This window comes from Rhizobium sp. C104 (assembly GCF_022354505.1).
Taxonomy (GTDB): Bacteria; Pseudomonadota; Alphaproteobacteria; order Rhizobiales; family Rhizobiaceae; genus Rhizobium; species Rhizobium redzepovicii.
Genome location: NZ_CP092348.1, coordinates 568,945 through 581,128 on the forward strand (window position 1 = coordinate 568,945; position 12,184 = coordinate 581,128).

The following is a 12,184-nucleotide window of genomic DNA, read 5'->3' on the forward strand; positions in this document are numbered from 1 at the left end:
TTAGCGTTCAGGGCGTGTAGCGCGCCACTGCTACAGTTTGATGACGTGGGCTGTGGGGCACCGTTCTCGGAAGGCTCCGGCATCAATGAAGAGTGATCGGAATGGTGCGCCTACTTCGCACCGGCCCCTTTCCGACAGGCGCGATTCCTGCTTCTCTCCCGGCATGGAGGAATGCCATGCGATTTGTGCTGCGTGTCCTGAAGGCGCTTGCTCTCCTTGTGGCTCTCATCATCGCTGCCGGAACCGGCTGGCTCTTCGCCTGGCCGCCGGAGCTCTTGCGCGTCGGGGACGGCTACGCCGCCAAGATCGTCTGCTCCAATGTCTTCGTCGCCAGCCGGGATGCCGACGATGTGTTGCATGACGACGTCCAGGCGCCGGGAAATCCGCTGCTGAGGCTGGTTCGCGTCGGTGTCGAGCGTGACAGCGGCCGGGTGACGGCGCGCTTCATGGGGCTGTTCGCATCGAGTTATGCGCTCTATCGCGGCGCTCTCGGATGCACCAGCGTGCCGGACGGCAATTTCGAGGCGGCGATTAACGCGGTGCCGTTCGATCCGCCGGCCAAGATGCAGGCGAATGACGCGGTGTGGCCGCAAGGCGAGGGCACTGGCAATCAGCCGGACGCGAAGATCGCCGCGGTGCTGGCCGATGCCCGATTTGCCGGTCCGGCCATGCGGGCGATCGTGGTGGTGCGCGGCGGCCGTATCGTCGCCGAAGCCTATGGTCCCGGATTTTCGTCGAAGACGCCACTGATCGGCTGGTCGATGACGAAGACGGTGAACGCGGCCATCCTCGGCCGGCTGATGCTCGACGGCAAGGTCTCGTTCGACGACGATCACTTGATGGCACAGTGGAAGGACGATCAGCGTGCGAGGATCAAGGTTTCCGACCTGCTCGGCATGGAGAGCGGGCTTGCCTTCAATGAGGATTACGGCAGCGTTGCCGATGTGACGCGCATGCTCTATCTCGATCCAGACATGGTCTCGCTGCCGGCCAATGCGCCGATGGAGGCAGCACCCGGGCAGCGGTTCCGCTATTCGAGCGGCACGGCGGCGCTCTTGTCACGCATCTGGATGGACAGGGTCGGCAATGCGCAGGCAGCCTTTTCCTATCCGCATGATGCGCTCTTCTCCCCGCTCGGCATGACCAGCGCCGTCTTCGAGCTCGACGCGCGCGGCACCTTTGCCGGAAGCTCCTATCTCTATGCGACTGCGCATGACTGGGCGCGTTTCGGACAGTTCCTGCTGCAGGATGGCGTCTGGAATGGCCGGCGGCTGTTGCCGGAGGGGTTCGTCGGCGCCATGCGCACGCCGACGGCAGCATCGAACGGCCGGTATACGCAAGGCCAGGCGTGGCTCGCGCCCGGCGGCTCGAGTGCTGTATTCGGGCTGCCGGAGGACACGTTCTGGCTGACGGGGCATGACGGGCAAAGCATGGCGATCGTGCCGTCCGCCAATCTGGTCGTCGTCCGGCTTGGCCTGACTCCGGGCTGGCTCGGTTATCAGCCGCAAACGCTTCTCAAGGCAGTCCTGGCGGCGTCGCCGCAATTGGGCATGCCGCAACTGCAGGCCGGATCAGAGCGGCAGGTCCAGCCGCGGCCATAGGCCGAGCCGTCTTTCTGGGGTAGTTGTCAGTAATTGCCCTGCGCGACGTCGTTCATGCCCTTGCGCTTGGCATCGTAATAATAACCGCGCGCATAGAGACGCACGGCATCGTCTTCCTTGCTGTCGGAGACGAGCCAGGCGCCGCGCAGATATTTCGCGGCATATTTGATGTTGGTCTCGGCATCGAAGAGACCGCCCGGGGCGCCGTCATAACCCATTGATTTGGCAGTGTTGTACTTGATCTGCATGAGGCCGAAATAGCCGCGCTTGTTGTAGGCCTTCGGATTGTAGCGGCTCTCGCGATGGACTATGCGGTGGAGCAGCGTCTCGGGAATTTCGTAGAGTTTCGAATATTTCTGAATGAGCTTGGTGACGAAGCTCTTTTCGACGGTCGGCGCATCGTCCTTGTCGTCGTCGCTGAACATCGGCGGCGCCGTCGGCGGATCGATCGGCCCGGATTCATCGAAACCGTAGTCCATGCTGGCGCGCGGCGTCGTGTCGACTGCGGCAAGTGCCGCAAGCGCGCCGTTCTGCGGTGTCGCGGCAAAAGCAAGCTGCGTTGCCGGCTGTGCCGGCGCTCCCGGACGCGGCGTCGGTACCACGGACTGGATCGCCGTCATCTCGGGTGTCAGCGGGATCTGCGCGTAGGCTGCCGGCTCCATGGTGAGATCGGCACGCTGGGAGGCGGTCACGGTCGGCATCGCCGTTGCGGTCAGGGCAGGGGATGCCGGGGAAAGGGTGGCACCGGCGACCGCCTGAGCGGCCGTGCCTTCGGCCGTCGGGATTGCGGCAAGCGTGGCGTCTTCACCGGGCTTCGGCATCGGCACCACGGTCTGCGCAGCTGTCAGTTCGGCCTGGGAGGTGTATTCGACACTCGCGCAGCCGGTCATCACGCCACAGCAGAGCACCGTAGAAACGACAAGACTGCGTTTCAGCCCGGACAATCCGATCGCTACCATTCCGTCACTTTCGTGAAATCGCGCCGCCCCGGCAGCGTTATAAAAGTTACTAAAAAGCTTAAATCCGACGACCCCATTAACCTATTCGTGGCATTCCGGCAACCACGGATTATTTCTAAGCTGCAATACGGCGATACCCGGCGGTTACGGCGCCTGCAGCGATCAGCAGAGTGCCGCCTGTGCGGTTTACGGCGCGCTGGACGCTCGCCTTGCGAATCAGTCCGCGCGCGGTATGGGCGAGAAACGCATAAGCGGAAGCGTTGAGGATCGCCAGCACGAGGAAGGTTGCTTCCATGATCGCCATCTGGCCGACGAAGGGCAGGGCCGGATTGAGGAACTGCGGCACGAAGGCGACGAAGAAGATAATGCTCTTCGGATTGAGGGCGGTGACGACATAGGCGTGGAGGAAGATCTTGAGCGATTTCTCTTCCGGCAGATTGTCGTTGTCGGCAACCGGTTCGCCGATGACCGGGGCCCGCCAGAGCTTGATTCCCAGCCAGATCAGGTAGGCGCCGCCGATCCACTTCAGGACGGTGAAGAGGGTGGCGGAGGCGGCGAGGACGGCGCCGAGACCGAAGAGAGACGCCGTCATCGCGGTGAAGTCACCAAGCGCCACACCGCTCACCGTCGCAAACGCCGTCCTGCGTCCATGACCGAGCGCATAGGAAACGACGAGCAGTATCGTCGGTCCCGGTATGGCCAGCATGATGGCGGATGCGGCCGCAAAAGCGAGCCAAGCTTCAAGTGACATGGTGTCTCCTCCTATTCCTCAGGAACAAGCAAAGACATCATATTAACCATCCGTCAATCACGCTTCTTTGTATTTCTGGCCTATATTGTCCATGACTTCGGCAAACCATGCCGTCGACAGGTCAAAAGCCTTGCCGCCCTTGATGCGCGGGAATTCTATAGTGCGCAATTTACCGTTTTGCGCTTCATCGTGGCCGGTGACGCCGGAGACTCTGTTGAGCGCACTCTCGACTGCAAGATCGACCATGCTCTGGATCAGCCGGAGGTCGTCGCTGTTGGCCGGCGCCGAGCGGGCGAAGTAGCCCGATTTCTGCACGAGCGAACGTTCGGCGTTCAAAAGGCTGGCGAACTGCTTCTGGAACCAAGCGCCGACATTGATCGTATCGATTTTCACATGGCCGAAGGCGTCGCGCTTGACCGTCTCGCCGGCGGCTTCGCGCTCCGCGACGATGGCGTCGAGGCAGGCGCCTTCGGAGACGAAGACCGTGGCGTGGCCGTTGCGGTCCATGCTCTCCTTCAGGCGGGCGGCCTCAGCGTCGAGGTCGAAGGCCATTTCAGGCAGGTAGACGGCGTCGATACTCTTCAGATGCGCGTCCATCATCAGGCCGTCGACATATTGGTTGCGGCTGGTGCGCTGGAGATAGGCGCGGGCGGTCGCGGCGGTCAGCCAGCCGCAATGGCGGCCCATGACCTCGTGGATGACGAGGGTGCGGGGGGCGGCCGTCTGTTCGTTGCCGACATTGTCGAAGAAATGTGCGCCGACTTCGGCGGCCGTCCAGGCGCCGAGCGACTGGCGGATCGGCACGACGTCGTTGTCGACGGTCTTCGGCAGGCCGACGACGGTGAGGTTGTAACCGTTGGCGGCGAGATAGGCGGCAAGGTCGGCGGCGGTGGTGTTGGTGTCGTCGCCGCCGATCGTGTGGAGGATGGTGATGCCGTCATTGGCGAGGCGTTCGGCGGCAACCCGCAGCGGGTTGTCCCCTTCCTTGACCAGACCGCGCTTGACACAGTCGGCGGCATTGGTGAGCTTGACGCGGCTGTTGCCGATCGGCGAGCCGCCATAACGATGTAGCAGCGGCGCCTTTTCGCGCATCTCGCGGGTGATCTCGATGCTGTCGCCGAGCAATACGCCCTGGTAGCCGGACTTGTAGGCGACGAGATCGAGGTCGGGGGCGATGTCGCTGTAGCGTTCGATCAGTCCGCCGACGGCGGAGGAAAGACAGGGCGCCAGGCCTCCGGCGGTCAGCATTGCAACTTTCTGCTTGGCCATGATCCCTCCTATGGCGTTTCGGTGCGGCGGCTTCAGCTACAGGCGTCGCCTCGAATTCGATTCAAGCGACGCGCCTTAGCGCATTGTTTTCATGGATGTCGTTATCCCGGATCCGCTGCACACCTCCGGGCGACATGCATGAGCGCATGGATGCGGCAGGGAAGGGAGCCTGTAAAGTAAAGAATTTACGAAAAAGCGCCTTTCTGCCGCGTTGCGGCCGGAAGAGTTGATATAATCGTTTCAAGCCGGTTCTGACTGCGGAGAACTCTTGTGGAAATTGCCGGCGCGGCGCGCCGCGAAGCGGAGGTGCCGAGCGCAGGAGGAACCTTTGCTGCGGTGCGACAATTACCAAATCGTGAAAACTGTGTTCGGCCCTACGACCAATAGTCGCCTTGCAAAGGCTACGATTCTTTGGTCAAGCTATCTGCATATAAGTTGACAAGCGTGCGAGAGATTTCGATGTCCTTCTGGGAAAAACTGTTGAATGCCATTGGCAATACCGCGGGCAATGCGCTGTCGGCGGTGGTCGAGGCTATCCGAACGGTTTTTGAAGGTGATCCCGAGACCCGGCGCAAGGTGGCTTTCTCCGTGGCGATCATCGCGCTGTCGGCCAAGATGGCCAAGGCCGACGGCATCGTCAGCGAGAAGGAGGTCGAAGCCTTCCGCGAAATCTTCGAATTCCCGCAGGACCAGGCAAAGAACGTCGCCAGGCTTTACAACCTCGCACGCCAGGACGTGGCCGGCTACGAAGCCTATGCCGAACGGCTCTCGACGCTTTGCGTTACCTGCGCGGCCAATTGCACCGTGCTGGAAGACGTGCTCGACGGTCTCTTCCATATCGCCAAGGCCGATGGGCTGATCCATGAGAAGGAACTGAATTTCCTCAGCCATATCGGCGAGATCTTTCAGATGAGCGAGATGCGCTTCGAGCAGATCGCCGCCCGCCACGTCTCCACAGGCGGCGATCCCTACAAGGTGCTCGGTGTGTTGCCCTCGGACGATTTCCCGACCATCCGCCGCCGCTATCACGGTCTCGTCAGCGAACATCATCCCGACCGGCTGATCTCGCGCGGCGTGCCGAAGGAGTTCCATGTCATCGCCAATGAGCGCATGGCGGCGCTGAATGCGGCCTATGCGGCGATCGAGAAGGAACGCCGCGCCGCATGACCTCTTTCGAGGCCGACTGCGGGAGCGCCCGCGTGCAGCCTTCGCCGAACCACGGCGAGCGCGCGGACGGGCGCCGTCCGGACATGATCCTGCTGCACTATACCGGCATGCCGACGGCGGATGGCGCGCTCGACTGGCTCTGTCGCGCCGAGAGCCAGGTCTCCAGCCATTATTTCGTGCATGAGAACGGCGAGGTGGTGCAGCTAGTGCCGGAGGTGCGGCGGGCCTGGCACGCGGGAAAGAGCAGCTGGCACGGCGAGACGGATATCAATTCGCTGTCGATCGGCATCGAGATCGCCAATGCCGGCCACCCCGGCGGACTTCCCGATTACCCGAAAGAGCAGATCGCCGCGGTGATCGAATTGTGTCGTGACTGTGTCGAACGTTGGTCAATCGCGCCGGAGCGGGTCCTTGGGCACTCCGATGTCGCCCCGATCCGCAAGGTCGATCCGGGTGAGAAATTCCCATGGGGCGAGCTCCACAGGGCGGGCGTCGGTCACTGGGTCGAGCCGGCAACGATCACCGGCGGGCGCTTCTTCCAGCAGGGTGATGCCGGCCAGCCTGTCGAAGCGCTGCAGTCGATGCTGTCTCTATATGGCTATGGCACTGAAATCACAGGACAATTTTCCGAGAAGACGGCGGGAGACGTGGAAGCTTTCCAGCGCCATTTCCGGCCTGAACGGGTGGACGGCATCGCCGATTTCTCGACGATCGACACGCTGCACCGGCTGCTGTCGGCGCTGCCGCGTTTTTCCTGAGCGGAAGAGGCCGATTTCCGGCCGATATTTCTGCGGCTGGCGAGAAAACCGCCTCGCCACATCATTTCCCTATTATCTCCTCATTGCGATGGTCTAAGAACGCCCGCTGAACAGCGCTCACGGCTTTTTCAAGTGTAACCACGAGCGCCAAATGAAACGATAAGAATTGCTGCGGAACACGATCAGTCCTTGATCGCGTATGACCGGATGACGGCGAGGCGCGCAGTCCTGCAATTCTATGGGTCGGAGTGAATAGACTACATGAAGAATATGATTGTTGGTGCTGCGGCATGCGTTGGCATGCTGCTGGCGGGATATAGTTTTGCCTTGGCTGGTGATGACTGGGGTGCCAGGGCTGAAACCATCCCGCTGAAAACCGTCGATCGCCAGAGCGGCTATGCCATGCCCGATTTTTCCGCCAGCGTTCCCTATGCCGCGCTGATCAATAAATATGCTGCTGAGTACGACGTGCCGGTCGCGCTTGCCCAGGCCGTCGTGCGTGTCGAGAGCAACTTCAATCCGAAGGCACGCGGCAGCGCCGGCGAAATCGGCCTGATGCAGATCAAGCCGGCGACGGCGCGGATGATGGGCTATTCCGGCACGAAGAAGGGCCTGTTCGATCCGGAGACCAACATCAAATACGGGATGAAATACCTGGCGGCCGCCCATCAGCTCGGCGGCGGGCAGACCTGCAACACGATCCTGAAATACAATGCCGGCCATGCCGCCACGCGCATGAACCCGGTGTCTAAGACCTATTGCGGCAAGGTCCTGGCGATGCTCGACTGAGCTTCGCCGGACGCGTCGGCCGAGAATTTTTCCGGCATTTGCGATATGAATCAGGATGCTTGCCGTGATATCCCCACCTGAAACGAGGTGGGCTACCTCGAGATGAGATTAGGCCACCTCGCGATGAGGTTAGGCCACCTCGACACGAGGTTAGATATGGCAGTCGATTTCAGGTTTATCATCATCGGGCGCGGCATGATGGGGGCGGCTGCCGCACGGCATCTCGCCTCGATGGCCGACGGCATTGCGCTGATCGGCCCGCGCGAGCCGGAGCAACGCAAGGCCCATCACGGGATATTCGCCAGCCATTACGACGAAGCGCGCATCACCCGCACGTTCGACGGCAATCTGACCTGGGGAAGTTTCGCCGCCCGTGCGCTCGACCGCTACCGCGAGATCGAGGCAAGGAGCGGCATTTCCTTCTATTCCGAAGTCGGTTGCCTCTTTGCCGGTCCGCCGCCAAAGGACGAGCAGGACTATATCAACCGGGCGCTCACCGTCAGCCGGACACTCGGCAGCGATATCGAGACCCTCGCGCCGTCGGACCTTCGCCAACGTTTTTCCTATCTTGCCGTCGATCCTGATTTCACCGGATATTTCGAGCGCAAGCGCGCCGGGCACATCAACCCGCGGGCGTTGGTGCGGGCGCAGGCGAGGCTTGCCGAACAGGGCGGTGTCTCGCTGATCGAAGCAACCGCGACATCCGTGCGCGACGCCGGTTCCCATGTCGAGGTGATGGCCGGTGGCAGAACCTACAGTGCCGAGCGCGTGCTGGTCGCTGCCGGCGGTTTCAGCAATTTCAATGCCTTGCTGCCGCGTCCCGTCGATACCAGGGTCATGGCGCGCACGGTCGCCTTCTACGAGATCAGTGAGAACGAGATGGCGATCTTCGGCGACATGCCGTCGACGATCGTGCTCGGTGACCGGGAGGAGGACCACATCTATATCCTGCCGCCGGTGCGTTATCCCGACGGCAAGACCTACCTGAAACTCGGTGGCGACACCGAGATGCTGTCTTTCAGAGAGCTGGAGAATGTCGGCGCGTGGTTCCGTTCGGATGGCAGCGTAGCTGAACGCGAGCATCTCGCAAGCATCGCCCTCACGTTGATGCCGGCGCTTGCCGGCTGCCCGGTCACCTCGGGGCCTTGCGTGGCGAATTTCACGCCGACCGGTTATCCTTATGCTGGATTTACGCAGTCGCCACGCATCGCGGTGCTCACCGGCGGCAATTTCGTCGCAGCCAAATCCTCCGACGAACTCGGACGGCTGGGCGCCGTGCTTCTGACCGAAGGTGCGCTCCGCGACAGTGATTTCGGCGGCGAGCTGACGCCGGTCTTTGCCTGAAAGGGAGCATCATGGCAGTCGATTTCAAATATATCGTCGTCGGCCGCGGGCTGATGGGATCTGCGGCGGCGCGGCATCTGGCGCGCCAGGTGGATGGCGTGGGAGTGATCGGCCCGGACGAGCCTGATGATCGCAAGGCGCATCAGGGCGTCTTCGCCAGCCATTACGACGAGGGGCGCATCACCCGCACCATCGATCCCGATCGCAACTGGGCGCTGCTCGCCAACCGCGCGATCGGCCGTTACCGCGAGATTTCCCGCGACAGCGGCATCGACTTCTATCGCGAGGTCGGCTGCGTGGTCGTCGCGCCTGATGGAAGCGATTATCTCGAGAGGACCCGGCAGGCGGCCGTTTCGCTCGGCGTCGAGACCCGCTTTCTCGATGAGGCTGGGCTGAGGGCCGCCTTTCCGTTTTTCGCCTTTCCCAGTGCCGCTGCCGGCGTCTTCGAGGCAAGGGGGCCGGCCACATCAGCCCGCGCCGCCTGGTCAAGGCACAGTCGCTGCTGGCGGAAAAGGCAGGTGCTGCCGTCATTCGCGACCATGTCGTCTCGATCCGCAGCGTGGGCGGATCGGCTGTCGTCGAGACTGCCGGCGGCCGGAGCTATTGCGGTGAGAAGGTATTGCTGGCGGCGGGCGGATTTTCCATTGCAGAGAATCTGTTGCCGAAGCCGGTTGCCATGACGGTTTATGGTCGGACGGTAACGCTTTTCGAGGTGAGCGAGACCGATGCGGTGCGCCTTGCGGCCATGCCGTCGCTCATTCTCGATGTGCCCGGCACGCATATCTATCTGCTGCCGCCGATCCGTTATCCCGACGGCAAATTCTACCTGAAGATCGGCGGCGATCCCGACGATCTGGCGCTCGGTGACGAGGTCGCGATGCGCGCCTGGTTCAAAACCGAGGGGCGCGAGACCGTGCGCGCCTATCACGAACGCATCGTCGAAGGTCTCGTGCCCGACTTGGCGCCGCTCTCGATTTCGACGGCGGCCTGCGTCGTCTCGCAGACGGAGAGCGGCTACCCGATGATCGGCTACACCTCATCGCCTGAAATCGCGGTGCTGACGGGCTGCGCCGGCACCTCGGCCAAGAGTTCGGACGAAATCGGCCGGCTTGGGGCTGACCTGCTTTTGTCAGGCAGAATCAGCGAACATGGCTACTCCACGGATTTCACACCGGAATTTCGCTAAATAAATTTTGATTTCGGTGGCAATTGCCATCTCTCTCGTTTATGGGACCCCTGCCAGTTGGCTGGGCAGCCGCGCTCTATCAATGCCGAAAGGCGGTAGGGTGAGGAAAGTCCGGGCTCCACGGAAACACGGTGCCGGATAACGTCCGGCGAGGGCGACCTCAGGGAAAGTGCCACAGAAAGCAAACCGCCTGTCATGACAGGTAAGGGTGAAAGGGTGGGGTAAGAGCCCACCGCATCTCCGGCAACGGAAATGGCACGGTAAACCCCACCGGGAGCAAGACCGAATAGGGATGACGCGGCAGGCCGAAAGGCCTTCCGGCCGGTTTCCAGGCCAGTCATCCGGGTGGGTTGCGCGAGGCAGCGTGCGAACGCTGTCCCAGAGGAATGGCTGCCACGTTCCGGTTCACGCCGGAGCCATACAGAACCCGGCTTACAGGCCAACTGGCGATTAACTTTTGTGGCGCGATCAAGCCCTGATTTCAGGAATCACTTCCCGGTAAGCCGCTGAAATCGAAAGTTTTCAAGTGGAAGCTCATGCAGTCCGCCTGTTGAAAATTCTTTTTGCAAAAGCACCGCTGCGCGACCATCGCGACAGGGCGATCCTAACTCTTTGTTAAACTTAACAGCTTATAAATTTTTGATCATGCGTCTGTTGCAAAATGGGCGTATCCCATTGACGCCCATATGGTCCCATGCTATCCCAAATGCGCACTGCACCAGGGCAATCACCTGCCCATTCATCGCAAAGCAAAGACGTCTTCCTCTCCGGAAGCGTCGGAGGGGTTTTTGCTCATCCGGCTTGCGAAGCTGTGCCTGATATCGGGAGTTTCGGGCGTCTTTTGGTCCGGATCCCTGCGGGAACGGATGTTTCGTGTGATGAGCCGCTTCCTTTCGAATGCGACCAACAGGATCGATGCCAAGGGCAGGGTTTCCGTGCCCTCGGCGTTCCGGTCCGTGCTGGCGCAGCGCAATGTTCAGGAGCTCTATTGCTTCCAGGACTTTGTGTTTCCGGCGATCAGCGTCGGCGGTCCGGATCTTCTCGAAAGATTCGAACGGCAGATTGCTGCGGAGGATCCGTTTTCGCCGGATGCCAACGAGATGTCGCTTCTCATTCATGGAGGCGGGGTCTTCATGAAGCTCGACGCCGAGGGGCGGCTGATGGTCACGGATTTCATTCGCGGCTTTACCGGCATCTCGGACGAGGTGACCTTCGTCGGTCGGGCGGATCATTTTCAGCTTTGGCAGCCGCAGGCTTTTGTGGCTGCGCAGGCGCAGGCACGAGGGGAGCGCAAGCTGGCGGGCAAGCGTTCCTGAAAGAACGAGGGAACGGAATGGTGGCGAATCCTGGCGGAGGTTCAACTGATGCCGGTGGCGGACCGGTTCGTCACATTCCTGTTCTTCTTGATGAGGTGCTTTCGGCGTTGGCGCCCGCGCCCGGCAAGCTCATCCTCGACGGTACATTCGGTGCGGGCGGCTACAGCGCCGCCATTCTTGCGGCCGGCGCCGAGGTGATCGCGCTCGACCGCGATCCGACGGCGATTGCATCCGGCCAGGCAATGGTTGCTGCCCATGGCGGCCGTCTCAAGCTCGTTCATTCGCAATTCTCGCATCTTGCCGATCATGCGCCGCAAGGCGGGCTCGATGGCGTCGTCCTCGATATCGGCGTTTCCTCCATGCAGATCGATGAGGCCGAGCGTGGTTTCTCCTTCCAGAAGAACGGGCCGCTCGACATGCGTATGTCGGCCGCGGGCGTTTCGGCGGCCGATGTCGTCAACCGCGCCAAGGTCGCCGATCTGATCCGCATCTTCCATTTCCTCGGCGAGGAAAGCCAGGCGCCGCGCATCGCGCATGCGATCGAGAAGCGCCGCGAGGAAAAGCCGTTCGAGACGACACGCGATCTTGCCGGTCTCATCGAGCTGGTCACGCCCCGCAAGATGAAGGACAAAATCCATCCGGCAACGCGTGTCTTCCAGGCCTTGCGCATCTTCGTCAATGACGAGCTCGGCGAACTCGCGCAGGCGCTGTTTGCGGCGGAAGCAGCGCTGAAGCCGGGCGGCCGGCTCGTCGTCGTCACCTTTCATTCGCTCGAAGACCGGATCGTCAAGAAATTCTTCTCCGACCGCGCCGGCAAGGCGTCGGGGTCGCGGCATCTGCCGGTCGCGCATGAGCGGGCGGCAACTTTCGCGGCGATCGGCAAGCCGATGGTTTCGGCAAGCGAGGTGGAGGCGGAGATCAATCCGCGCGCCCGCTCCGCCAAGCTGCGCGCCGGCCTGAGGACGGAGGCCGCCGCTGAAGCTGCGGATATGTCGCTCTTCGGGTTTCCCAATCTCGCCAGTCTCGGAAAGCTTGGAGGTTGAT

The 12,184-nt window shown here is 61.8% G+C and carries 10 protein-coding genes, 1 other RNA gene and 1 pseudogene; 9 read left to right on the forward strand and 3 right to left on the reverse strand.

Annotation, left to right across the window (positions count from 1 at the left end; translation table 11 throughout):
- Window positions 1–176: 176 nt before the first annotated feature.
- Window positions 177–1,601: a serine hydrolase gene (locus tag MF410_RS03880; RefSeq protein WP_097628233.1), complete on the forward strand. Its 1,425-nt coding sequence runs from the start codon at window positions 177–179 to the stop codon at window positions 1,599–1,601.
- A 26-nt stretch (window positions 1,602–1,627) separates the two neighbouring features.
- Here MF410_RS03880 and MF410_RS03885 read toward each other — a convergent pair whose 3' ends face one another.
- From MF410_RS03885 to MF410_RS03895, 3 genes are all read right to left on the reverse strand, one after another.
- Entirely contained in the window at window positions 1,628–2,560 is a 933-nt protein-coding gene (locus MF410_RS03885; protein WP_097628234.1) for a lytic transglycosylase domain-containing protein, read from the reverse strand.
- A 115-nt stretch (window positions 2,561–2,675) separates the two neighbouring features.
- A complete protein-coding gene (locus MF410_RS03890) occupies window positions 2,676–3,311 on the reverse strand; it encodes a LysE family translocator (protein ID WP_003593341.1) in 636 nt (211 codons plus the stop codon).
- 57 nt (window positions 3,312–3,368) lie between these two features.
- Window positions 3,369–4,580, reverse strand: a complete 1,212-nt coding sequence (locus tag MF410_RS03895; RefSeq protein WP_131711341.1) for a pyrophosphate--fructose-6-phosphate 1-phosphotransferase — start codon at window positions 4,578–4,580, stop codon at window positions 3,369–3,371.
- Window positions 4,581–5,039: 459 nt separating this feature from the next.
- On the opposite strand from MF410_RS03895, the gene MF410_RS03900 reads away from it, so the two are divergent.
- The 8 genes and pseudogenes from MF410_RS03900 to rsmH all read left to right on the forward strand — a co-directional run bounded on the left by MF410_RS03900 (window position 5,040) and on the right by rsmH (window position 12,183).
- The gene (locus tag MF410_RS03900) at window positions 5,040–5,747 is read left to right on the forward strand and encodes a DnaJ family molecular chaperone (protein WP_097628235.1); all 708 of its coding nucleotides are present in this window, start codon (window positions 5,040–5,042) and stop codon (window positions 5,745–5,747) included.
- Window positions 5,744–6,505, forward strand: a complete 762-nt coding sequence (locus tag MF410_RS03905; RefSeq protein ID WP_097628236.1) for an N-acetylmuramoyl-L-alanine amidase — start codon at window positions 5,744–5,746, stop codon at window positions 6,503–6,505. Before MF410_RS03900 ends, MF410_RS03905 begins: the two co-directional genes overlap by 4 nt.
- A 261-nt stretch (window positions 6,506–6,766) precedes the next feature.
- Window positions 6,767–7,294, forward strand: coding sequence for a lytic transglycosylase domain-containing protein (locus MF410_RS03910; protein WP_097628237.1), 528 nt, complete (start codon window positions 6,767–6,769; stop codon window positions 7,292–7,294).
- Between the two features lie 156 nt (window positions 7,295–7,450).
- Window positions 7,451–8,638: an FAD-binding oxidoreductase gene (locus tag MF410_RS03915; protein ID WP_097628238.1), complete on the forward strand. Its 1,188-nt coding sequence runs from the start codon at window positions 7,451–7,453 to the stop codon at window positions 8,636–8,638.
- Between the two features lie 11 nt (window positions 8,639–8,649).
- Window positions 8,650–9,824: pseudogene (locus tag MF410_RS03920) on the forward strand (FAD-dependent oxidoreductase).
- 53 nt (window positions 9,825–9,877) lie between these two features.
- An RNA gene (gene rnpB, locus MF410_RS03925) (RNase P RNA component class A) lies at window positions 9,878–10,275 on the forward strand.
- Between the two features lie 427 nt (window positions 10,276–10,702).
- On the forward strand, window positions 10,703–11,140 hold the full coding sequence (gene mraZ / locus MF410_RS03930; RefSeq protein WP_024320776.1) for a division/cell wall cluster transcriptional repressor MraZ: 438 nt from the start codon (window positions 10,703–10,705) through the stop codon (window positions 11,138–11,140).
- Between the two features lie 17 nt (window positions 11,141–11,157).
- A complete protein-coding gene (rsmH, locus tag MF410_RS03935) occupies window positions 11,158–12,183 on the forward strand; it encodes a 16S rRNA (cytosine(1402)-N(4))-methyltransferase RsmH (RefSeq protein WP_097628240.1) in 1,026 nt (341 codons plus the stop codon).
- The last annotated feature ends 1 nt before the right edge of the window (window position 12,184 follow it).

Excerpts from the sequence above, each read along its gene's own strand:
- MF410_RS03880 (WP_097628233.1), top strand. The coding sequence starts at position 177 with ATGCGATTTGTGCTGCGTGTCCTGAAGGCGCTTGCTCTCCTTGTGGCT.
- MF410_RS03885 (WP_097628234.1), bottom strand. The coding sequence starts at position 2,560 with ATGGTAGCGATCGGATTGTCCGGGCTGAAACGCAGTCTTGTCGTTTCT.
- MF410_RS03890 (WP_003593341.1), bottom strand. The coding sequence starts at position 3,311 with ATGTCACTTGAAGCTTGGCTCGCTTTTGCGGCCGCATCCGCCATCATG.
- MF410_RS03895 (WP_131711341.1), bottom strand. The coding sequence starts at position 4,580 with ATGGCCAAGCAGAAAGTTGCAATGCTGACCGCCGGAGGCCTGGCGCCC.
- MF410_RS03900 (WP_097628235.1), top strand. The coding sequence starts at position 5,040 with ATGTCCTTCTGGGAAAAACTGTTGAATGCCATTGGCAATACCGCGGGC.
- MF410_RS03905 (WP_097628236.1), top strand. The coding sequence starts at position 5,744 with ATGACCTCTTTCGAGGCCGACTGCGGGAGCGCCCGCGTGCAGCCTTCG.
- MF410_RS03910 (WP_097628237.1), top strand. The coding sequence starts at position 6,767 with ATGAAGAATATGATTGTTGGTGCTGCGGCATGCGTTGGCATGCTGCTG.
- MF410_RS03915 (WP_097628238.1), top strand. The coding sequence starts at position 7,451 with ATGGCAGTCGATTTCAGGTTTATCATCATCGGGCGCGGCATGATGGGG.
- mraZ (WP_024320776.1), top strand. The coding sequence starts at position 10,703 with ATGAGCCGCTTCCTTTCGAATGCGACCAACAGGATCGATGCCAAGGGC.
- rsmH (WP_097628240.1), top strand. The coding sequence starts at position 11,158 with ATGGTGGCGAATCCTGGCGGAGGTTCAACTGATGCCGGTGGCGGACCG.